Origin of the sequence: Prauserella flavalba, from assembly GCF_003202235.1 — a bacterium.
Lineage (GTDB): Bacteria > Actinomycetota > Actinomycetes > Mycobacteriales > Pseudonocardiaceae > Prauserella_A > Prauserella_A flavalba.
This window is the reverse complement of record NZ_MASU01000002.1, coordinates 139,195-160,093: the sequence shown is the minus strand read 5'-3', so window position 1 is coordinate 160,093 and position 20,899 is coordinate 139,195. Positions and strand designations below refer to the sequence as shown.

General features: G+C 68.9%; 19 protein-coding genes. 8 read left to right on the top strand and 11 right to left on the bottom strand.

All coding sequences use genetic code 11. The annotated features are described in order from the left end of the window. Positions 1–2 precede the first annotated feature (2 nt). Complete coding sequence (locus BA062_RS03000; protein ID WP_425452845.1) at positions 3–662, bottom strand: glycosyltransferase family 29 protein; 660 nt, start codon at positions 660–662, stop codon at positions 3–5. A gap of 97 nt (positions 663–759) precedes the next feature. On the opposite strand from BA062_RS03000, the gene BA062_RS02995 reads away from it, so the two are divergent. From BA062_RS02995 to glfT1, 4 genes are all read left to right on the top strand, one after another. Further along, positions 760–1,548 carry a class I SAM-dependent methyltransferase gene (locus tag BA062_RS02995; RefSeq protein ID WP_110334988.1) on the top strand — a complete coding sequence of 263 codons (789 nt, stop codon included), beginning with the start codon at positions 760–762 and terminating at the stop codon, positions 1,546–1,548. 91 nt (positions 1,549–1,639) lie between these two features. Next, positions 1,640–2,530 carry a galactan export ABC transporter permease subunit Wzm/RfbD gene (gene wzm / locus BA062_RS02990; RefSeq protein ID WP_110334484.1) on the top strand — a complete coding sequence of 297 codons (891 nt, stop codon included), beginning with the start codon at positions 1,640–1,642 and terminating at the stop codon, positions 2,528–2,530. Between the two features lie 8 nt (positions 2,531–2,538). After that, positions 2,539–3,345, top strand: a complete 807-nt coding sequence (gene wzt, locus BA062_RS02985) for a galactan export ABC transporter ATP-binding subunit Wzt/RfbE (RefSeq protein ID WP_110334483.1) — start codon at positions 2,539–2,541, stop codon at positions 3,343–3,345. A 10-nt stretch (positions 3,346–3,355) separates the two neighbouring features. Further along, positions 3,356–4,252, top strand: a complete 897-nt coding sequence (gene glfT1 / locus BA062_RS02980) for a galactofuranosyltransferase GlfT1 (protein WP_110334482.1) — start codon at positions 3,356–3,358, stop codon at positions 4,250–4,252. Positions 4,253–4,304: 52 nt separating this feature from the next. Here the strand turns inward: glfT1 and BA062_RS02975 are convergent, their stop codons facing one another. The 4 genes from BA062_RS02975 to BA062_RS02960 all read right to left on the bottom strand — a co-directional run bounded on the left by BA062_RS02975 (position 4,305) and on the right by BA062_RS02960 (position 7,733). Beyond that, positions 4,305–5,768, bottom strand: coding sequence for a hypothetical protein (locus BA062_RS02975; RefSeq protein WP_110334987.1), 1,464 nt, complete (start codon positions 5,766–5,768; stop codon positions 4,305–4,307). A 5-nt stretch (positions 5,769–5,773) separates the two neighbouring features. Then, positions 5,774–6,349 carry a DUF3558 family protein gene (locus BA062_RS02970; RefSeq protein WP_110334481.1) on the bottom strand — a complete coding sequence of 192 codons (576 nt, stop codon included), beginning with the start codon at positions 6,347–6,349 and terminating at the stop codon, positions 5,774–5,776. A gap of 3 nt (positions 6,350–6,352) precedes the next feature. After that, positions 6,353–6,817 (bottom strand): hypothetical protein, encoded by a 465-nt coding sequence (locus tag BA062_RS02965; RefSeq protein WP_245959654.1) that lies wholly within the window; start codon positions 6,815–6,817, stop codon positions 6,353–6,355. Positions 6,818–6,950: 133 nt separating this feature from the next. After that, positions 6,951–7,733 (bottom strand): ESX secretion-associated protein EspG, encoded by a 783-nt coding sequence (locus BA062_RS02960; RefSeq protein ID WP_110334480.1) that lies wholly within the window; start codon positions 7,731–7,733, stop codon positions 6,951–6,953. A gap of 119 nt (positions 7,734–7,852) precedes the next feature. On the opposite strand from BA062_RS02960, the gene BA062_RS02955 reads away from it, so the two are divergent. Continuing rightward, positions 7,853–8,095 carry a hypothetical protein gene (locus BA062_RS02955; protein ID WP_110334985.1) on the top strand — a complete coding sequence of 81 codons (243 nt, stop codon included), beginning with the start codon at positions 7,853–7,855 and terminating at the stop codon, positions 8,093–8,095. Positions 8,096–8,144: 49 nt separating this feature from the next. Here BA062_RS02955 and BA062_RS02950 read toward each other — a convergent pair whose 3' ends face one another. After that, entirely contained in the window at positions 8,145–10,085 is a 1,941-nt protein-coding gene (locus BA062_RS02950) for a glycosyltransferase (RefSeq protein ID WP_110334479.1), read from the bottom strand. A gap of 85 nt (positions 10,086–10,170) precedes the next feature. After that, positions 10,171–10,617 carry a GtrA family protein gene (locus BA062_RS02945; RefSeq protein ID WP_110334478.1) on the bottom strand — a complete coding sequence of 149 codons (447 nt, stop codon included), beginning with the start codon at positions 10,615–10,617 and terminating at the stop codon, positions 10,171–10,173. Between the two features lie 70 nt (positions 10,618–10,687). Between BA062_RS02945 and dprE1 the strand changes: the two genes are divergently transcribed. Next, positions 10,688–12,070, top strand: coding sequence for a decaprenylphosphoryl-beta-D-ribose oxidase (gene dprE1 / locus BA062_RS02940; RefSeq protein WP_210406743.1), 1,383 nt, complete (start codon positions 10,688–10,690; stop codon positions 12,068–12,070). Next, a complete protein-coding gene (gene dprE2 / locus BA062_RS02935; RefSeq protein ID WP_110334476.1) occupies positions 12,067–12,822 on the top strand; it encodes a decaprenylphospho-beta-D-erythro-pentofuranosid-2-ulose 2-reductase in 756 nt (251 codons plus the stop codon). The genes dprE1 and dprE2 overlap by 4 nt, the downstream gene beginning before the upstream one ends. An 85-nt stretch (positions 12,823–12,907) precedes the next feature. Here dprE2 and BA062_RS02930 read toward each other — a convergent pair whose 3' ends face one another. Continuing rightward, on the bottom strand, positions 12,908–15,073 hold the full coding sequence (locus tag BA062_RS02930) for an ArnT family glycosyltransferase (protein WP_110334475.1): 2,166 nt from the start codon (positions 15,071–15,073) through the stop codon (positions 12,908–12,910). Between the two features lie 123 nt (positions 15,074–15,196). On the opposite strand from BA062_RS02930, the gene BA062_RS02925 reads away from it, so the two are divergent. Continuing rightward, positions 15,197–18,022, top strand: a complete 2,826-nt coding sequence (locus BA062_RS02925; protein ID WP_110334474.1) for an arabinosyltransferase domain-containing protein — start codon at positions 15,197–15,199, stop codon at positions 18,020–18,022. A 72-nt stretch (positions 18,023–18,094) separates the two neighbouring features. On the opposite strand, the gene BA062_RS02920 is transcribed toward BA062_RS02925, so the two are convergent. From BA062_RS02920 to glf, 3 genes are read right to left on the bottom strand one after another with little or no spacing between them, the layout of a single operon-like run. Then, positions 18,095–19,027: a decaprenyl-phosphate phosphoribosyltransferase gene (locus BA062_RS02920; protein ID WP_110334473.1), complete on the bottom strand. Its 933-nt coding sequence runs from the start codon at positions 19,025–19,027 to the stop codon at positions 18,095–18,097. Beyond that, a complete protein-coding gene (locus BA062_RS02915) occupies positions 19,024–19,584 on the bottom strand; it encodes a phosphatase PAP2 family protein (protein ID WP_110334472.1) in 561 nt (186 codons plus the stop codon). The genes BA062_RS02920 and BA062_RS02915 overlap by 4 nt, the downstream gene beginning before the upstream one ends. After that, positions 19,577–20,803: a UDP-galactopyranose mutase gene (glf, locus tag BA062_RS02910; RefSeq protein ID WP_210406742.1), complete on the bottom strand. Its 1,227-nt coding sequence runs from the start codon at positions 20,801–20,803 to the stop codon at positions 19,577–19,579. The genes BA062_RS02915 and glf overlap by 8 nt, the downstream gene beginning before the upstream one ends. Between the last annotated feature and the right edge of the window lie 96 nt (positions 20,804–20,899).

Sequence of the window (20,899 nt, the reverse complement as noted above, 5' to 3'; positions counted from 1 at the left end):
GGTCAGCGGAGGAACTTGGTGTTGCCCGTACTGGTCCAGGACTCCAGCAGCCTGCCCTCGGCGGCGATCTGGTGCTCCGGTCCCACGATGCACGAATCTCCCGCCGCGTGCTCCCAGGCCGTCTGGTTCGGATCGTCGATGAACGAGAAGCCCGTGAGCACCAGTTCGGCGTCGGGAAAAGTGGTCCGCGCGATCCACGCCGCCATCGTGCCGGTGGTGGCCCACGTGCCCTCCGCCTGTGTCGGCAGGTCGAGCGCCTCCGACAGCGGCAACGTCACCTCACGGTTCGACACGGGCACGAAACCCAGGTCGGCGGGCCACCACTGCGGGATGTCCTCGGGCTCCCAGTGCAGCCTGCCCGGCTCCACCAGCAGATACAGCCGCGAGGGGTAGTCGTCGAAGACCCATTTCGTGGCCCGCAGCGCGCGGTTGAACACCACGACGTGGGTCCGGCTGCCGACCGCAGGGCGGCCGCCCCGCTCGTCACACACGAAGCCGTTGACGCGGAAGACGAGGTCGCACGAGTCGATGGCCTTGGCCCGCTGCTCGTCCGGGGCGAGCGGCTGATTGCCCACGACGGCGACCGAACGTGGATCGGGTCGGTCGGCGTACGCCTCGAGCAGGCTCCGCAGCAAACTGGGCGCCCGGACGTCCCTTTCCATGTGAACGCAAGCTATCAGCACACCGGCAGTGCGCAACGCGTACACACACAGCTACCGAGTGCTCCGAACGGCGCAGTCGGGCGCCTATCATCCGGTGATGCGGCGAAAGGTCCGGCACGAACTGCGCGCGAAACTCGTGCGCGCCGTCGAGGCAGCGCAGGCCCCACAGCTGCGCAAGCTTGAGCGGCTCGAACAACAGGTCGCCGAGCTGCGGCGGGACACCGCGCGCCTGCTCGACCGCGTGGTCGAGTTCGAGATCCGCAGCAGGCGCGACATCGTCTACGCGGGCGATCGCGAGGCCGCAGCCGAGAGCCACCGCTTCGCCCGCGAGCACCTGCTCGGCGCCCGGCACTTCCGCAAACCGTGGGAGACGCTCCGGTACGCGGTCTCGCTGGCGCCGCAGGGCGGCCTGGCGCTGGAGTTCGGCGTCGCCTCCGGCAACACCCTCCGCCTCATCGCGGAGGCCCGCGACGGCGGCGAGGTGTACGGCTTCGACTCTTTCGAGGGCCTGCCGGAGCCGTGGCTGGCCGGGATGCCCGAGGGCGCGTTCGCGAGGACGGACCTACCGGACGTACCGGGCGCGCAGCTCGTGGTCGGCCTCTTCGCCGACACGCTGCCTGCCTTCCTGGAGCGGCACGGGCGGCCGATCGACTTCGTGCACGTCGACAGCGACCTCTACAGTTCAGCGAAAACCGTGCTCGACCTCGTCGGCCCCCGGCTGCGGGCGGGTTCCGTGATCGCGTTCGACGAGTTCTTCAACTACCCCGGCTGGCAGGACCACGAGTACCGGGCGTGGCGCGAGTACACCGAGCGCACAGGCGTTCAGTTCGCGTACGAGGCGTACTCCTACGAAGACTGCCAGGTCGTGGTACGCCTCACGGGTTGAGGCGGACGCGCGCGATCGCCTTCATCCGGCGCCAGTACCCTCGTATCTCGTGCACGCCACAAGCACCGTTGACCCCACGGAAACGCCCACGATGACATCGGCACCACCCGCTTCGGACAGTCGGACTTTCCGCCGTGCGTTCGCCGATCTCAGGGACGGCGCCCGGCAGCGTGAGCTGTGGGGCCACCTCGCCTGGCAGGACATCAAGCAGCGGTACCGCCGCTCTGTGCTCGGGCCACTGTGGATCACGCTCAGCATGGGCATCACCGCGCTCGGTCTCGGCCTGCTGTACTCGCAGCTGTTCGGCGCCGAGATCGCCACGTTCCTGCCCTACATCACCACGGGCTTCATCGTCTGGAACTTCATTCTGGGGTGCCTGACGGAGGGCACGGACACGTTCATCGCGAACGAGGGGCTGATCAAGCACCTGCCCGCTCCGCTCTCGGTGTACGTGCTGCGCACGGTGTGGCGGCAGAGCATCATGCTCGCCCACAACCTGATCATCTACTTCCTCGTGATCGCGATCTTCTGGGGTTCGGTGACCACGCCCGGCTACTCGATCACCGAGGGCGGCGTGCCACAGCCCGGTCTGAACTGGAGCGTGCTGCTCGCGATCCCGGCTTTCGTGCTCGTGGCGATCAACGCGGGCTGGGTGGTACTGCTGTTCGGCATCGCGTCCACACGGTTCCGCGACATCCCGCAGGTCGTGACCAGCCTCATCAACCTGCTGTTCTTCATGACGCCGATCGTGTGGTCCACCGACATCCTCAAGGACAAGTTCGGCGAGAGCGCCGGCTGGCGGGACCTCGTCGCCGAGCTGAACCCGCTGTACCACTTCATCCAGCTCGTGCGTGCGCCGCTGATCGGCAACGAGCAGAGCTGGCACCACTGGGCGGTGGTCGGCGCCTTCACGATCGTCGGCTGGGCCCTGGCGCTGCTGGTGATGCGCAACTACCGTGCTCGCGTCTCGTATTGGGTGTGACGACAAAGATGATCAGCATTGACGTCTGGAACGCGTCGGTCGACTTCCCGATCTTCGACGCGAAGACCCGCTCGCTGAAGAAGCGCGTGCTGGGCAAGGTGGGCGGCAAGATCGGCACCGACAGCAAGGTGCCCATCATCGAGGCGCTGCACGACATCACGCTGTCGGTCAAGAGCGGCGACCGCATCGGCCTCGTCGGCCACAACGGTGCGGGCAAGTCGACCCTGCTGCGGCTGCTCTCCGGCATCTACGAGCCCACGCGCGGCTCCGCCCGCGTCAACGGCCGCGTGGCGCCGGTCTTCGACCTCGGCGTCGGCATGGACCAGGAGATCTCGGGCTACGAGAACATCATGATCCGTGGCCTGTACCTGGGCATGACGCGCAAGCAGATGGAGAAGCGCGTCGACGACATCGCCGACTTCACCGAGCTCGGCGACTACCTCTCGATGCCGCTTCGCACCTACTCGACCGGTATGCGGGTGCGGCTGGCGCTGGGCGTGGTGACGTCGATCGACCCGGAGATCCTGCTGCTGGACGAAGGCATCGGCGCCGTCGACGCCGCGTTCCTCAACAAGGCGCGCGACCGGCTCGTCGACCTGGTGAAGCGCTCGGGTCTGCTGGTGTTCGCGTCCCACCAGGACGATCTGCTGCTGGAGCTGTGCACCTCGGCCATCTGGATGGACGAGGGCCGGATGAAGATGCAGGGCGGGCTGCGCGAGGTGCTCACGGCGTACAAGGGCAGGGATCCCTTCCACAACGTCAGCCAGGAGACGCTGGACCGGCTCGAAGACGCACCGGCGCTGAGCGGCGACTGAGGTGGCAGCCATGGAGCCGTTGCCGGAGGGCGCCGTCGTCGCCGTGGTGGTCACCCGCCACCGGCGGGAGCTGCTGGCCGAGTCGCTGAAGGTGATCGAGGCGCAGACACGGCCCGTCGACCACCTGATCGTGGTCGACAACGGCCCCGACAAGCCCGCACGCGACGTGGTGGAGGCGTACTCGCTGCCCGCCACCTACCTGCCGTCACACCGCAACCTGGGCGGCGCTGGCGGCTTCGCGCTGGGGATGCTGCACGCGCTCGCGCTGGGCGCGGAGTGGGTGTGGCTGGCCGACGACGACGGCAGGCCCGCAGACGAACACGTGCTGCAGGTGCTGCTCGACGAGGCCCGGCAGCGCGACCTCGCCGAGGTCTCGCCGATGGTGGTCAACATCGACGCCCCCGAGCGGCTCGCGTTCCCCCTCCGCAGGGGGCTCACGTGGAAGCGCTCGTCGGCCGAGCTGGGCACCGACTTCCTTCCGGGCATCGCCTCGCTCATGAACGGTGCGCTGTTCCGCGCATCGACGCTGGAGGTCACGGGCGTGCCCGACCTGCGGCTGTTCTTCCGCGGCGACGAGGTGGAGCTGCACCGCAGGCTCGTGCGCTCGGGCCTGCCGTTCGGCACGTCGCTGCGCACGGCTTACCTGCATCCCAACGGCTCCGACGAGTTCAAGCCGATGCTGGGCGGCCGGTTCCACGCGCAGGACCCGGAGAACGACGTCAAGCGGTACTACACCTACCGCAACAGGGGCTACCTGCTGTCGCAGCCGGGAATGCGCAAGATCGGTGCGCTGGAGGTCCTGCGCTTCGGCCTGTACTTCGTGGGGGTGAAGCGGGACCCGAAGGCGTTCGCGCAGTGGCTGCGACTGGTCCGCCAGGGCCGCAGGGAACGCTTCTTCCGCTACTGACGACTGACGTGGAAAGGCCCCGAGCTTCGTGCCCGGGGCCGTTCGCTGTGCCTTATTCGCCGATGACGGGCGGTGCCGTGCGCTGGTCGGTGCCGAACACCTCGTCAGGGTCGCCCTCGACGAGGTAGGTGGGCCGCTGGTGCTCGGCGTCCTCGCTGCCCTGGCCACGGCCGGCTCCGGCGCCCATGCCCGCGGCACCCATGCCACCCCGGCCCGCCGCCGCTGCGGCGCCGGGCGCGGCGGCACCGCCGCCCATCGGACCCATGCCGGGCTTGGCGGCACCGGACGCGGCTCCGGCGCCCGGAGCCCCACCGGCACCCGCGCTGCCGCCGGGGCCGAAGCCACCGGCCCCGCCGCGGCCCAGCTTGCTGGCGTAGTCGGACCCGCCCGCGCCGTAACCGCTGCCGCCGCCCATCGGACCGATCGGCATGGGGCCCATGTTGTTGAAGTTGCTGTTGTTGTTCCCGGTGGGAATCCGGGGCCGGTTCGTGGTTGGCGGCCGGTAGCCGGACGGAGTGGTACCCGGGGTGCTACCGGTGTAGCTGCCGGGCAACGGCGCCGGCGTCGAGGAGTAGCCGCCGCCGGGCACGGAGCCGCCACCACCGCCGTAGCTGCCGCCACCGCTGCCGCCCGGCACGGTGCTGCCGCCGGGAATCGAGCCGCCGCTGTAACCGGACGCCTCGGTGCCGCCGTTACCGGGCATGCTGATGCCGGTACCGGGAGGCTTGAGGCCGGTGCCCTCGCCGGTGCCGGTGCCGAACTTCGGCGGCTCGGCGAACACGGGCTGCTTCGAGGCTGCGGTGTAGAGGTCGTTGTCGTACTGGGTCATCACCCGCGCGGCCTCGGAATGGGCCTCCTGGCTGCGCTGGTAGGTCTCGAACGTCTCGTTCATGTTGGAGACGATGTTGAACGGGTTGCTGCCCCAGCGCTGCATCTCGGTTTCCCAGTTGAAGGGAACCTCTTCGGGCATGCTGTTCTTGGCAGTGGTCGCCGCCTCGGACTGCTGGTACATGACCTCGGAGGCGAGCTGAGCGTTCTGGGAGTTACCGTCGGCCCAGGTACTGAGGCTCTGGAAATACCCGTACGCCTGGTCTGCGGCCGCGCCCTCCCACTCATGTTGTGACTTGCCGACTGCCTCTTTCAGCTGAGTCGCGAACTCATTGAACGCGGTGTGCAGTTCGTGATACGCGTCGGAAATGTTCACAACTTCCTGGGGATCCAGGTTGTTCGCCAGGTAACCCGACATGGAGCTGTGGTCGTGGCCCTGGTAGTCAGCTGGCGACGGCTGCAACCCCTCGACATATCGCACGTCACCGGAGGACAGGTCCCGGACTCGCTGGTTTCCGGCCTCCTGTGCCTCCATACCGGCCCTACCCTGGGCCACCATTCGGTTGATCCAACCGGTGATGCCACCGTCGTCGACGCCAGCCTCGGCGCGCTGGCGGAAGTACTCCTCCCGCTGCGACGGGGATAACTGGTAGATCTCCTCGTCTGTGAGCGTGCGCGCACTGGTCATGGTGCTCACCCCTCAGGCAGTTTCGGTTCGACGATCTCGGCCACCTGGCTTGCGAGATCGCACGACTCTTGCGTGTCAAGACCAGTCACCGTTACATCGACCCGCGAGCTGTCGCCGACAGCCATCGCGATGATGCAGCCGCCATGAGTCGGCACCTGCGCGAGGTCCCGACCGTTCAGGTCACCAGTGTTGATTCCCAAGCCCTCGTCATTAACGCTGTCCACGGACTGGCTTTCGCGGACAGCCACGCCTATCGAGGGAAGATCGCTCGCATCGGTTCGCACGGGATAGAAGTCGCAGCCGCGAGCGCCACCCATCTCGGTCTCTTTAGCATCCTCGAAGGTGGCGAACGACGAGATGTCGTCCTTGGTCAACAGCGTGCAGGGGTCGAGCGAAGACGCCGACGCGCCGTCATCACTCTGCCTCGACGTGGACGGCGAACTCGAGCTCTGCGGCTGACTCGTGGGCGTCTCGCTCATGGGCTCAGCCGAGCCAGGCTCGTCGCTCGAACATGCGGTCAGCAAAAGCAGGGCAGCTCCGGACGCGAGCAAGGCGAACGGGCGGATCACTGAGTTTCCCATCGCTCAGGCCTGCACCGGCCCGAGGCTGCCGGTCGTCGCGCTCTCGTTCTCCTTGTAGATACCGGCAGCGCGCGCGAGTGCCTCATCGGCGTCCCGAAGGACCTCTCGCAGTTGGTCAAGTACCACGGCAGCCGAGCCGAGTTCGTTGGCGCCACCCTTCTGGTCGTGCGCCGCAACGGTTTCGCCGTACTCGTGACTGCCGAGCTTCGGCGCCTGTCCCAGGTACTGAGTGGTTCTCTGCGTCAGCTCATCGAGCCGGTCCCGCATCTGCGTCAGGCTGTCGCGAAGCGGCTTGACGCCTTCCTCGCTGATCCGGAAGCCGCCGGACCTGGCTGCGCTGAGCAACTTCTCCGTCTCGGCCTTTGTCGACTCGATGGCGCGCGAGTCGACCGCAGACACCGCTTTGCCGATGGCAGCGCCCCACGCGCTGGTGTCCGGCGCCTCCCCCGAATCCCATGCGATCGGCATCGTTACCCCACATCCTCGCCTGTGTCGTCCGACGGCAGTTTACAAGCCGGGTACTCACCGCGACGGGCGTTCACAGAATCCTCTCCACGACCGCGGTATGACGCGGCCGGGGCCACGTCTGGTTCCACTTCGGCTACAGATAGCCCTCTAGCTGGGCATACAGTTGCTGCGCGATGCGGGCGTTGTCGCCCGGCGCGTAGGTCAGCCATTGCTGGCCGTCCTCGGCCGCGCGCTGCGTGCAGAAGTACCGGCCGTCCTCGGTGTCGAACCACGCGATCGGGCCGAGGCTGACCTCCTTGCCGTCCCTGCCGCGCACGAAAGCCGCGAACTGGCCGATCCCCTCCTTCGGCTTCTCGAACAGCCTCGCCACCGCGCGTTCCTGCGACGCCGAGTGCGAACGCGGCGGGGCCACGCCCGCGAACGGGTCGTAGCCACCCTCGTCGGGCGCTCCGTGCCTGGGCTTCCGGCGCGGTGCGGGTTTCGCGACCGTCACCGACTGGCCCGCGGCCGCGGGCGTCAGGGGCAGGAGGTCGACGATCGCCGAGACGAAGTTCGTGGGCCTGACCTCATCGAACACCAGCAGGTTGCCGTCCTGCCTCACGACCACCGCGAACTGGCCGTCCGACGCCGCCCTCGCGAACAGCTTGTCGTCCTTCTTCAGCTGCGCCGCCGCCGCGACCGCCAGCGGAGCCTTCACGAACGTCTCCAGCGCGAGCTGGGCGTCGGCGTCGACGCGACCGCGGCTGAACAGGTCACGGCTCTCCAGGTCACGGAACACCGCCTCCCTGACCTGGGCTCGCTGCGTGTGGGTGGTGCCCATGTGGGGGATCTGGAACGGGAACGGCGCCTTGCCCAGCTTGAGGTGCTCGAGCAGCATGTCGACCGCCACCAGTGACAGCGAGAACGAATGCGCCATTTTCCGGTTCCCCCCGATTGCCTCGATTTCTGCGAACGCACGTTATCAGCAGCCGCGAAGGCTCCGCTGTCAGCGAACCAATCTTGCCGGGGCGATCACGGACTGCTGTTGTGGACTTCATGGCCGATGAGAAACCCACGCTCGTCCTGCACCTGGTCAGCGGCGGGGAACCGCTGCTGTTCACCGTGCATCCCGACGACGTCGCCGAGCTCACGAAGCAGCTCTACCTGTACCTCGACCACGGCTCGGTCCAGACCATCCGCACCAAAGAGGACGTGAACCTGCAGGTGAACTTCGCACACGTCGCGGTCGCCTACATCGACGACCTGCAGCGCAAGGGGAAGGTGTTCGGCCTGCACTGACAAGCAGGCCGGGGTGGTGAGTGCCCCCCGGCACTCACCACCCCGACGATCACAGCCGGTAGAGCCGCGTCCAGTTGTCGCGGCTGGTCAGCTCTGGCAGCGCGCGCTTGTACTGCGCCTGCACCGCGCGGCCCTCCTTGCGGAGCCGCTGGATGGTGCGCACGCCGCGCTTGGCCAGGTCGAACATGCGGTCGCGGTCGTAACGCCGCACCCGCACGCCCTCCTGTGAGGCGTCGGTGACCACGGCCGTCTCGAACAGCGACACGTGCCACCAGTGGGCCTCGTCGCTCGGAATGGCGCCGAGCGCGAACCGGTGCTTGCCGAGCACGCGGTTGAGGATGCGCTTGAGCAGCACCAGACGCTGCATGCTGGGCCTCGGCGCGGTGTTGATGATGCCGATGTCGTTGGAGGCGATGCCAGGCACGTCGGTGGCCGGGTACCGCTTGGTCTCCGGGTACTGCGCCCGGATCTCCCTGATCTCCTTCATCGCGGCGACGCCGCCGTCGTGCAGGATGTCCGGCCCCTCGAGGAAATCCTCGACCGCCTTGATCAGGGTCGCCGAGAGCCCGTACTGCATCCCGAGCAGATACCGCACGAGCTGGGCCATCAGCACGCGGGAGAGCACGTTGAGGTCGAACGGGCTGTGCAGGGCCGCCGTGATGATCGAGTTACGCAGGTTGAAGTAGCGGTGCCACTCGTCCCAGTCCTTCCAGTGGAAGTCCGCGTGCCACACGCCTGCGCCGGGCAGCGTGACGGTCGGGAACCCGTGTGCGCGCGCCCGGTAGCTGTACTCCGCGTCGTCCCACTGGAAGAAGAACGGCATCGGGTAGCCGATCTCCTTGACGACCTCGTACGGGATGAGGCACGACCACCAGCCGTTGTAGCCGGCGTCGAGGCGGCGCTCCTGCCGGTTCGGCTTGCCGGACTCCTCGTCGACACCGAGCAGGTCGGCGGTGGTGAGGCTGTGCGCGACGGGCTGGCCGGGCTCGAGCGTGTTGAGCCGCGCGTACTCGGCGCCGACGTGCAGTTGGTTCGGGTGCAGCAGGTTCAGCATCTGCCCGCCGACGATCATGGGGTTCGCGGCGCGGTTGGAGAACGCCGTCAACCGGATCACCAGGTCTGGTTCGAGCAGCACGTCGTCGTCCATGAACAGCACGTTGGCGTGCTCGGTCTCGGTGTGACCGGCGACCTCGTAGAGCCCGCGCGTGAAGCCGCCGGCACCGCCGAGGTTCGGCTGCTTGATGTAGTGCAGCTTGGCGCCGAGCCGCTCGGCGACCTCGGCGAAGCCGTCGCGGGAGTCGACGGTGTCGGTGCCCTGGTCGGCGACGTAGATGGCGTCGAGCGTGTCGAGCGCGGGCAGCGAGTCGGCGAGCGCCTGAAGGTTATGGAGGCAGTCGTCGGCGCGGTTCATGGTGCAGATGGTCACCGCGGTCGGGCGCACCTTCGCCGGCGGCTCGACGGTCCAGCGGACGTCGGAGACGGTCAGCCGCTCACCGGCCTCGGTCTCCAGGTCGAGCCACAGCGCGCCGCCGTCGTAGAACTTGTCCAGCTTGGCCTCGAGCGTGACCGTCCGGGGCTGCTTGGCGTTCTCCACCGACGTGGCGCTGATGGTGCGGGGCTCACCCTCGACGTCGGAGGCCCGCACGGCCAGGTGGCCGGAGCCGGTGACGGTGGCCTCGACGGTGACGGCGGGGACGTTGGTCCAGCGCTGCCAGTAGCTCGCGGGGAAACGTCCGAAGTAGGTGTTGCCGGAGACCCGGGCCGACGGCTCGAGCGTGACGCTCTCGCGCTTGCGGGAGGCGACGCCCTCCGTGATGTCGGAGTAGAGGTCCTTGCTCACCACGTCGGAAGGGCCCGCGAAGAGGCCGCGCTGGGCGAGCAGCCTGCCCTGCGGGGTGTGCTCGGAGAACAGCGCCTGCTCCTCGCTCGCCGGGGCTTTGCCGTTCGTGGCCGGCTGTTGTGCGGTTGCCGGAGCGGCTTTACCGGGCATCAGACCTCAGTCCTCCAAGGAAAACATTTCACGGGGGGCTGCCAGCTAAGGTACAGGCCATCCCTGGGGACAACGCACAAGGCCGTCACGCACGGGGTTCGCGGAACACGACCCACTTCAGCATCACGAAATTGATCGTGGTCGCCGTGCCCTGCGCGATGATCCACGCGAGCGCGACGCGCCACTGGAACTCGGGCAGCAGTTCCAGTGCCAGCGCGTTGGTGCCGACGTTGACGAAGAACGTCACCGTGTAGAGCAGCATGAAGCCGCCGATCTGCCCGGCTCCGCCCTTTTGTGCCGCGGTGAAAGTAAAGCGGCGGTTAAGGAAATATGCCGTCGTGGTGCCGGCGATGAAACTGATCGCTTTCGCCAGATGCACCCACGTGCCAGCCTGGAGCAGCAACCAGTAGATGCCGGAGTCGACCAGCGCGCAGAAACCACCGATGAGCGCGAATCGAACGAGTTGTGCCAGCAGACCGGGAGAAGCGGGCCTGCTCGCCGCCTCACTGGCCTGGGAGTCGGTCGCCACCACTGCACTACCTCATCGGCCGGGAATCTGTCCGGTCCGAGTCTCGCACACGGGCATCGCTACCCTGGGCCGGGTGAGCGCAGCGACTCCAGAACCCCACACCGAACGCAGGGCACTCGCCGGGTGGGGCCGCACAGCCCCGACGATCGCGAACGTGCTGAGCACGCCCGACGTCGAGACGATCGCGCGTGCGGTCACGCAGGCCGGTGAGCGCGGCGTCATCGCTCGCGGCCTCGGACGCTCCTACGGCGACCCCGCGCAGAACGCGGGCGGGCTCGTCGTCGACATGACGGCGCTGAACCGCATCCACTCGATCGACCCGGACAGCGCGACGGTGGACGTCGACGGCGGGGTGAGCCTGGACGCGCTCATGCGCGCGGCCATCCCCCACGGGCTGTGGGTGCCGGTGCTGCCGGGCACGCGCCAGGTCACGATCGGCGGCGCCATCGCCAACGACATCCACGGCAAGAACCACCATAGCGCGGGCAGCTTCGGCAACCACGTGCTGTCGATGGACCTGCTGACGGCCGACGGCAGGGTGCGCACGATCACGCCCGAGGGCCCGGAGTCGGAGCTGTTCTGGGCGACGGTCGGCGGAATCGGCCTCACCGGCATCATCGTGCGGGCCAAGGTGCGGATGAAGAAGACGGAGTCCGCGTACTTCGTCGTCGACGCCGACCGCACCTCGAACCTCGACGAGACGCTGGAGCTGTTCACCAACGGCTCCGACCTCAACTACGACTACTCGATGGCCGTGCCCGACCTGATCTCGCGGGACGGCAGGCTCGGCCGCGCCACGTTCTCTCGCGGCTCGCTGGCCAAGCTCGACGAGCTGCCGGAGAAGCTGAAGGCCGACCCGCTCAAGTTCGACGCGCCGGTGCTGATGACGATCCCGGACGTCTTCCCCAACAAGCTCGTCAACAAGGTCACCGCGACGATGCTCGGCCAGCTCTGGCACCGGACGGTGCCGAAGAAGGGCGCCCGCGGCAAGATCCAGAACCTGACGCAGTTCTACCACCCGCTCGACATGTTGAGTGAGTGGAACCGCGGCTACGGTTCGGCCGGTTTCCTGCAGTACCAGTTCTCCGTGCCGTTCGGGCGGGAGGACGAGCTCAAGCGCATGTGCCGCAAGATCGCGAACTCGGGGCACTACTCGTTCCTCAACGTGATCAAGCGGATGGGCGAGGCCAACCCGGCCCCGCTGTCGTGGCCCTCGCCCGGCTGGATGCTCAGCGTCGACTTCCCCACCAAGGACGGCCTCGGCCGGTTCTGCCAGGAGCTCGACGAGGACGTGCTGGCCGCGGGCGGGCGGCTTTACACCGCGAAGGACTCGCGCACCGCCGCGGAGACCTTCCACCGCATGTACCCCCGCCTCGACGAGTGGCGCAAGGTCCGCCATTCCGTCGACCCCGACGGCGTATTCATCTCGGACATGGCCAGGAGGCTGGAACTGTGATCGACGCGGTGGGCAACCCCCAGTCGCTGCTGCTGCTCGGCGGCACCTCGGACATCGCGCTGGCGATCGCCGAGCAGTACCTCGCGAAGCGTCCACTGAGGATCGTGCTGGCGGCACGGCCCTCCGCGCGGCTCGACGCCGCCGCCAAGCGGCTCGAGGCCAAGGGCGCCGATGTTTCCACTGTGGACTTCGACGCCAAGGACACGGCCTCGCACCCCGCGGTGCTGGACAAGGCGTTCGAGGGCGGCGACATCGACGTGACCGTGGTGGCCTTCGGGCTGCTCGGCGACGCCGAGGAGGTCTGGCAGGACCACGCCAAGGCCGTCGAGCTGGCGACCGTGAACTACACCGCCGCCGTCTCGGTGGGCGTCGCACTCGCGGACAAGCTCAAGAAGCAGGCGCACGGCAAGGTGATCGCGCTGTCGTCGGTCGCCGGTGAGCGCGTGCGGCGGTCGAACTTCCTGTACGGCTCCACGAAGGCCGGTTTCGACGGCTTCTTCCTCGGCCTCGGCGAGGCCCTGAAGCCCTCCGGCGTCACGGTGACCGTGGTCCGTCCCGGCCAGGTGCGCACGAAGATGACCGAGGGCATGGGGAAGGCCCCGCTGGAGCAGACCGCCGAGCAGGTGGCCGAGATCGCCGTGAACGCCTCCCAGGCGGGGAAGGACCTCGTGTGGGCGCCCGGCACCTTCCGCTGGGTGATGTCGGCGCTGCGGCACGTGCCGAGGCCCATCTTCCGCAAGCTGCCCATCTGACCCACCGAGCAGCTCCGCCCAACCGCAGTGAAGGCCACCTTGCCCGCGTTCAACGCAGGCAAGGTGGCCTTCACTGCAGCGGGGGTTACTGGATGAACCAGTAGCCGAAGGAGGTGTACTCGGGGTAGGGGCTCAGCATCGGGCGAACCGGTGCGAGCTCCACCGAGACCGTCGAGGCCGTGATCGCGTCACCGGGCACGGTGAACGACTCGTTCGTCCACCTGTCGCGCTTCGGCCCGAGCTGCCAGACGCCGACCTCGCGGCCGTCGACGAGCACCCGCACCGACCGCTCCTCGCCCGGCGCCAGAATCCGGCCGGTGATCTTCAGCGGCTTGCCCGGCTGGAGGTTGTGCGCCGTGAACGCCTCGCCGCCCACGATCACCCTGCCGCTGTCGATCACGTCGTCCTGCCTGCGCAGCAGGCTGTTGGGCTGCAGGCTCGGCTGCTCCATCCGCGCCTCGTAGTCGTGCGCCTCCTCGCTCTCCAGGTCACCCGCGTTGAGGTAGTCGCGCACATCGCCGGGCACGGGGCACGCCTCACCGCTGCCCGCCAGCTGCCAGTGCGCCTCGTAGACCTTGAGGTCCTCGAACGGCACGATCCGGAAGCCGGTGAGGTCGGCGGGTGCGCGCACGGGCAGCGTCTGCAGCGGCTCCGGGCCGAGGATGCCCGCGTCGACCAGGGGTCGCATCGGCGCGCCCGGCTGCGGCTCGTAGATGGCGAAGTAGTCGGGGCGCTCGCCGGGCGGCAGCTTGCGCAGCGCCTCGTAGAGCGAGCCGGTGCCGTTGTTGCTGGCCTCGGCGAGGCCGTTGGTCGCGAGGCCGATCGTGTCGATGACCTTGCGGTTGCCGAAGTAGGCGACGGCGCCGACGTCCTTCACCGCGACGATCGCGTCCTGCGGCAGGTTGCCGTCGATCCAGGCGCCCAGCGAGACGTCGGTGTCGCGGATGGTGGCCGCCTCACGCCCGAGCCGCACCCCCCAGGTCGGCAGCGCGACCAGCGAGAACAGCAGGACCACCACGAGCAGCACGTGCATCCCGATGCGGCGTGCGCGCTCCGCGAACGCCACGCGCGTGAGTGCGTAGACGCCGCAGACGGTGAACAGGATGTACAGCGGCAGGAACGGGTGGAAGTAGCGCAGCTCGTGGATCAGCGCCGTGGACAGCGTCGACACCGACACCACGACGGCGCCGAAGCCGAGGCCGACCGCGAGCAGCAGCGGGCGCCACCGCCTGCGCGTGACCAGCAGGTACGCCAGGCCCACGAGGAACACGACGAGCATGCCGGGGAACGCGAAGTCCTGGCCGTTCATGCCGTTGAAGTAGTCGACGGCCCCCCGGATGTTGGCCACCGTGCGGTCGATGAACTGGCCGAGGTAGAACACCGGGCGGTCGTTGAGGTGCGACTTCGACTGCACACCGTTGGCGGTGAACGTGCCGGTGGCGAGCCGGTAGAAGAGGTACTGCGCCGCGGTGGCGGCAAGCGGCAGCAGGGTCCACAGCGCGGGCAGGGGGACCTTCCGCTCGCGCCGCGCACCCCAGAGCGTCCACAGCATCGCGCCGCAGAGCATGATCGCGAAGATCATGCCTTCCGGCCGGACCAGCGCCATCGCGGCGGCGATGAGCGGCGTCCACCGGAACCGGATCGAGGGCCGCTCCTTGACGAACGCCAGTACCGAGCCCGTGACCAGCAGGGACGTCAGCCCGACCTCCATGCCGCTCGCCGCGCCCCACAGCAGCGGGCCACTCACGGCCACGAGGACGCCGGCCCACACGCCGACGGCTCGGCTCACGAGCGCGCGGCCGAGGTGGTAGACGAGCCCGGCCGTGATGGCCATGCAGAGGACGCCGAACAGCACGGCGAACGTGAGGAAGAGCGCGCCCTTGAAGCCGACGACGTAGGCGGCGCCCAGCACGAACGCGTAGAGCAGGCTGCTCGCCCCCGTGCTGATCGGGTCACCGGTGTTGTACTGGAACGGGTGCCCCTCGCCGAGCTGCTTGCCGTACTGCAGGTGGATGTAGACGTCGTCGAGCGGGGCGACGAGGTTGCCCTGGTTGTAGGCCATGTCCACGACCACGAACACGCCGCCCAGCACGAGCGAGAGGCCGCCGATCAGCCAGGCAAGACGATCTCGCCGGGCCAGCAGGGTGCGGAAACGCCTGCCGGGCTCGGCGGTCCTCGGCGACTCCGGGGCGGACTCGGTCTCGTCGCCTGCGGTCTCGCTCTGTCTGTCCGTGTCGGCTGTCGTGGTCATCTCTCCCCGCCTGTCGGGCATGTGTTCGTAAGCTACCGACCAGATCACGCGTGGCCGCGAGTGGGTTGACCCGCGGCCAAGGTGGGTGCGCGCGAGCAAGGTCGTCTTCCCTAGGGTTCAACGGTGTCCTCTCACCGCTGGACGATCGCCGGCCTCGGACTCCTCTCGGCGCTGACCGCTGTGCTCTTCGTGCTGGCACCGGTCAACCAGGACGTGACGACCTACGAATGGCCGTCGGCGCAGGAGACCGAGAGCACGGCGCTGCCGCTCTTCCCCTACGAGCCCGAGCGGCTCGACGTGACGTTCACCTGCGCCGACGCCGCCGCGCTCGGGGACGGGCTCGTGCTGTCCACGACGCCGCCGGAGGGCGTGGCGGGCGAGCAGCCCAGCCCGGCCGGGCTGACGGTGCGGGCGGAGGGCGGCTCCGTCGTGGTGAGCCTGGGCGACGAGGAGCTGGCCCGGCAGGCGAGGAGCGCCGACTGTGAGTGGGCGCTGCACTCCGGCGCGGATGGCACACGCGTCCTGGTGGACGGCACCGAGGTGGGTCGGAGCGGGCAGCCGCCTGCCGTGAACGGGCTGTTCACGGACCTGAGTGGGAGCACCGACCTGCGCGCGACGGTCGTTCCGGACACCCGGTACCAGACGGACCCGAGCGCGTTGAAGATCATCGCGGGCGTCCTGTCGGTGGCGAGCCTCGTGGCGATGCTCGTGCTGCTCCACCGCTGGGAGGCGCCGAGAACGCGGCGGGTGCGGGTGCTGCCGGAGCGCTGGTGGCGGCCGACGCTCGCGGACGGAGCCGTCGCGGCGACGCTGCTGGTCTGGGCGGTCATCGGCGCGCTGACCGTCGACGACGGCTACATCGTCACGATGCTCAAGTCCGAGGCCGACACCGGCTACGTCGGCAACTACTTCCGCTGGTTCAACGCGCCGGAGGCCCCGTTCGGCTGGTTCTACGAGCTGTACCGGCCGCTGGCCGAGCTCACCGCGAGCGGATGGTTCCTGCGGCTGCCGTCGGTGCTGCTCGGCTTCGCCTCGTGGCTGCTGATCGACCGCGTGCTGCTGCGCAGGTTCACCGCGGGCCCCCGGCTGCTGCTGCGCTGGGCGAGCGCCGCCCTGTTCCTCGTCTGGTACCTGCCCTACGACGTCGGCGTGCGGCCAGAGCCGTGGATCGTGTTCGGCTCACTGGTGGTGTTCGCGCTGGTGGAGCGGGCGATCGCGACGCGTGCGTTCACGCCGCTCGCGCTGGGCGTCGTCGTCGCGGGCGCGACCGTGGCCGTGACCCCCACCGGGGTGGCGGCGTTCATGCCGTTCCTGGCGGCCCTGCCCCCGATCGTGCGGCTCGTGCGCGGGCACTGGGGGCTCGTCGTCGCGGTGCTGCTGGGCACGGGCGCGAGCGCGCTGCTGCTGATGTTCTACGACCAGTCGCTCTCGGCCGTGCTGCACGCCACCGAGGTGCGCACGGAGATCGGTCCGAGCTACGGCGTCACCGACGAGCTCACGCGCTACGAGACGCTGTTCGACAGCACGCAGGTGGAGGGCGCGCTCAACCGCAGGATGCCGGTGCTGCTGATGTTCGCCTCGATGCTCGTGCTCGCGGCGCTGCTGGCCTTCCGGCGCCTTCCCGGCCTCGCCGCGGGTCCCTCGCGGCGGCTGCTCGCGGGTAGCGCGCTGTACCTGGTGGCGCTGGCGTTCACGCCGACGAAGTGGACGCACCACTTCGGCGCGCTGGCCGGGCTGGGCACGCTCGTGATCGCGGTGACCGTCTACACCATCACGCGGGGTGCGCTGCGGCGTTCGTGGGAGAAGTCGCTGGTCATGGCCGTGTTCACGGGTGCGGTGGTGCTGGCGCTCTCGGCGCCGTCGCGCTGGTGGTACGTGTCGAGCCTCAACGTCAAGTGGGCGATGGTCGAGCCCGGGCTGCGCAACATCGACGCGGCCGACGCGGTACTGGTCCTCGGCCTCGTGATCGCCGTCGCCGGCCTGTTCGGCGCGTGGCGCCTGCTGCGCCAGCCGGGCTGGTTGGTGGTGGTCGTGGCGATGGGCACGGTCGTGGTCGAGGTGGCGACGATGGCGTACGCGATGGTGCCGCGCTGGGACACCTACACGATCGGCCGGTCGAACCTCGCGTCGTTGTCCGGCGGCGGCTGCGGGGTGGAGGACTGGCTGCGGGTGGAACCCGACCTGAGGGCCGGCCTGCTGCCGAGCGGCGGGGCGCCCGCGTCAACAGACGGCTTCGTCGTGAACGGGGGCTTCCCCGCCGAGGTGGCGCCCGTGGCGCCCTACGGAACCTCCGAGGCGCCGGTGTGGGGCAGCGGCGGCGCCGCCGGAACGGTCACCACGGACTGGTACCGGCTGCCGGAGGGCGCCGGTGCGGCGGACCTGCCACCGCTGGTGGTGCCGATCGGCGGCCAGGGTGAGGTTTCGGCGAAGGTGGAGTTCGCCGACGAGCACGGCACCGTGCTGCGCGAACACGGCCTCGGCCTGGACAAGGACGGCGCCTGGCGGGACGCGCGGCTCGAACCCGGCGACGCAGCGCAGGTGCGGATCGTCGCGACCGACCGGGCCGACGGCGAGGGCTGGATCGCGGTCGGTGCTCCGAGGCTGCCGAAGGTGGTGCCGGTGGCCGAGCTGGTGCCCGTGTCGGAGCCGGTGATCCTGGACTGGGTGGACGCGTTCGTGCTGCCGTGCCGCGTGCCGTCGTCGGTGGCGAACGGGCTCTCCGAGCCGGTGCGGTACCGCTTCGCATCGGGGCCGAGCATCCGCTGGCTCGCCGGGGTGTCACTGTCGGCCGGTGCGGGCGGGCCGCACGCGCCGCTGCTGCAGCTGGCGAGGCAGACCCCGGTGCCGACCTATCTGGAGGGCGACAAGCTCTTCGAGCCGGTGAGCATCTTCCGCCTGGACTACGCGGTGCCGATCCGTGGAGTCACCACCACCCACATGGAGCAATAGAAACGGCCCCCAAGGCCACCTTTGTTGCGCTCAACGCACCGAAGGTGGCCTTGGGGGCCGATCAGCAGGGGCTCAGAGGTAGTACGAGAAGACCAGGGTGATCACCCAGGAGGCGCCGAGGACCTGGAGGACACGGTCGCGCAGGGCGATCTCCTCCGGCTCCCCCGCGTTGCCGCCGTCGACGTCCACCGCGTAGCGCAGCACGGCGATCACGAACGGCACCATCGAGATGACGCTCCACACCGTGCCGTCCATGCGCTGCTGCTGCTCGAACGCCCAGAGCGAGTACGACATGATCAGGATCGCCGCGGACGTCGCCCACACGAACCGCAGGTAGCTCGCCGAGTACTTCTTCAGCGACGAGCGGATCTTCGCTCCCGTGCGCTCGAAAAGCATGATCTCGGCGTACCGCTTGCCCGCGACCATGAACAGCGAGCCGAACGCCGTGACCAGCAGGAACCACTGCGACAGCGCGATGCCGGTGGCGACACCGCCCGCGATGAGTCGCATCAGGAAGCCGGAGCCGACGATCGCCAGGTCCACCACCGGCTGGTGCTTCAGGCCGAAGCAGTAGCCGAGCTGGATGGCCTCGTAGATCACCAGCACGACGAGCAGCCGCCAGTCGGCGATGAGGCTGATCGCGCAGCCCGCCGCGAAGAACCCGACGGCGGAGACGTAAGCCACCGGGATCGGCACGATCCCGGCCGCGATCGGCCGATTGCGCTTGGTCGGGTGGGCGCGGTCGGCCTCGACGTCAACCGCGTCGTTGATGAGGTAGACCGAGGACGCCACGAGCGAGAACGCCACGAAGGCGATCAGCGCCTCGAACAGCACACTGAGGTTGGCGATCTCCCCCGCCGTGAACGGCGCGGCCAGAACGAGGACGTTCTTGACCCACTGCCGGGGGCGCGCGGTCTTGACCACGCCGAAGACTGTCCCGATGGGACCCTTCTTGCCTGCGGGGGCTTCGGTGCTCACTTCGGCACGCTCGGTCGTCTCACTCATCGTGGTTTCCGCTTCCGTGAGTTCAGCTTGCGGCGCAGGATGCCACCGACGGCGCCACCAAGGGCCGCGCCGGCGAGCACGTCGGTCGGGTAGTGCACACCGAGCACGAGCCGCGAGGCCAGCATCGGTGGCACGAGTGCGGGCACGAGGTTACGCCCCGTCAATCCTGAGTAGAGCACCGCCGCCGCCGTCGTGGACGTCGCGTGCGACGACGGGAAGCTCAGCTTGCTGGGCGTACCCACCCCGACCTCGACGCTCGGGTGGTCCGGACGCTTCCTGCGGACGACCCGCTTGACCGCGATCGAGGCGGCGTGTGCGCCCACGACGCCCGCCGAGGCGGCGAGCCAGTCCTTGCGGTGCGACTTGTCCACGGCCGCGCCCAGCAGGCCCAGCGCGAACCAGCCCGCGCTGTGCTCCCCGAAGTGGGAGAGGCCGCGCGCGGCCTTCACGGTCGCCGGGCGGGCGATGGCCTTCTGCACGCCCGCCAGCACCGCGATCTCACCCGTCGCGGGCGGGATCTCGACGGGCTTGCCCTTGGCAGGATCCTTCTCAAGCATCGATCGCCCCGTCCAGTGGTGCGCCGTCGGTCAGGTGGGGGGCGATCTTGTTGTCGAACATCGACAGCGCCGAGCCGATCGCCATGTGCATGTCGAGGTACTTGTACGTGCCGAGCCTGCCGCCGAAGAGCACGTTGCGCTCCTTGGCCTCGGCGGCGGCGAGCTCGCGGTAGCGCTCGAGCTTCGCGCGGTCCTCGGAGGTGTTGATCGGGTAGTACGGCTCGTCGTCGTCCTTGGCGAACCGCGAGTACTCCCGCACGATGACCGTCTTGTCGGCCGGGTAGTCCCGCTCGGGGTGGAAGTGCCGGAACTCGTGGATCCGGGTGTAGGGCACGTCCTCGTCGTTGTAGTTCATGACCGACGTGCCTTGGAAATCACCGCAGTCGCGCAGTACTTCCTGCTCGAAGTCGAGCGTGCGCCAGCCGAGGCGGCCCTCCGAGTAGTCGAAGTAGCGGTCGAGCGGGCCGGTGTAGACGGTCGGCGTGCCCGCCGGGATGCGGTCCCGCACCTCGAAGTAGTCGACGTTGAGGCGGACCTCGATGTTCCGGTGGTCGGCCATGCGCTCGAGCCACGCGGTGTAGCCGTCGACCGGAAGGCCCTCGTAGGTGTCGTTGAAGTACCGGTTGTTGAAGTTGTAGCGGACCGGGAGCCTGGTGATGTTGCCCGCGGGCAGCTCCTTCGGGTCGGTCTGCCACTGCTTGGCGGTGTAGCCGCGGAAGAACGCCTCGTAGAGGGGACGGCCGATCAGCGAGATGGCCTTCTCCTCGAAGTTCTGCGCGTCCTTGGTCTCGATCTCGCTGGCCTGCCGCGCGATAAGCGCGCGGGCCTCGTCGGGCGAGTGGGACTTGCCGAAGAACTGGTTGATCAGCCCGAGGTTCATCGGCAAGGGGTAGACCTGCCCCTGGTACTTGCCGAACACCCGGTGCTGGTAGCCGGTGAAGTCGGTGAACTGGTTGACGTAGTCCCACACGCGCTTGTTGGAGGTGTGGAACAGGTGCGCGCCGTAGCTGTGCACCTCGATGCCGGTCTCCGGCTCGGGCTCGGAGTATGCGTTGCCTCCGATGTGGTGCCTGCGCTCGAGCACGAGGACGCGCTTGTCGAGCTGGCTGGCGGCCCGTTCCGCCACGGTCAGGCCGAAGAACCCGGAGCCGACCACGATGAGGTCGTATCCGGCGAACTCGCCTTCGGTGATCTCTGCGGGGTTCGTGTGCGCGCTCACGGGCGAAAAGGCTACCGGCGCGCCACGGCCCTCGTGCGGCGAGGCTCCTTCGGCCCCCGCGGACCTGCCCCGAGTCCGCGCGTGCCCGCCGCACGA

Bases quoted from the DNA above. Each gene is read 5' to 3' on its own strand.
- BA062_RS03000 (WP_425452845.1), bottom strand. From the start codon at position 662: ATGGAAAGGGACGTCCGGGCGCCCAGTTTGCTGCGGAGCCTGCTCGAG.
- BA062_RS02995 (WP_110334988.1), top strand. From the start codon at position 760: ATGCGGCGAAAGGTCCGGCACGAACTGCGCGCGAAACTCGTGCGCGCC.
- wzm (WP_110334484.1), top strand. From the start codon at position 1,640: ATGACATCGGCACCACCCGCTTCGGACAGTCGGACTTTCCGCCGTGCG.
- wzt (WP_110334483.1), top strand. From the start codon at position 2,539: ATGATCAGCATTGACGTCTGGAACGCGTCGGTCGACTTCCCGATCTTC.
- glfT1 (WP_110334482.1), top strand. From the start codon at position 3,356: ATGGAGCCGTTGCCGGAGGGCGCCGTCGTCGCCGTGGTGGTCACCCGC.
- BA062_RS02975 (WP_110334987.1), bottom strand. From the start codon at position 5,768: ATGACCAGTGCGCGCACGCTCACAGACGAGGAGATCTACCAGTTATCC.
- BA062_RS02970 (WP_110334481.1), bottom strand. From the start codon at position 6,349: ATGGGAAACTCAGTGATCCGCCCGTTCGCCTTGCTCGCGTCCGGAGCT.
- BA062_RS02965 (WP_245959654.1), bottom strand. From the start codon at position 6,817: ATGCCGATCGCATGGGATTCGGGGGAGGCGCCGGACACCAGCGCGTGG.
- BA062_RS02960 (WP_110334480.1), bottom strand. From the start codon at position 7,733: ATGGCGCATTCGTTCTCGCTGTCACTGGTGGCGGTCGACATGCTGCTC.
- BA062_RS02955 (WP_110334985.1), top strand. From the start codon at position 7,853: ATGGCCGATGAGAAACCCACGCTCGTCCTGCACCTGGTCAGCGGCGGG.
- BA062_RS02950 (WP_110334479.1), bottom strand. From the start codon at position 10,085: ATGCCCGGTAAAGCCGCTCCGGCAACCGCACAACAGCCGGCCACGAAC.
- BA062_RS02930 (WP_110334475.1), bottom strand. From the start codon at position 15,073: ATGACCACGACAGCCGACACGGACAGACAGAGCGAGACCGCAGGCGAC.
- BA062_RS02920 (WP_110334473.1), bottom strand. From the start codon at position 19,027: ATGAGTGAGACGACCGAGCGTGCCGAAGTGAGCACCGAAGCCCCCGCA.
- BA062_RS02915 (WP_110334472.1), bottom strand. From the start codon at position 19,584: ATGCTTGAGAAGGATCCTGCCAAGGGCAAGCCCGTCGAGATCCCGCCC.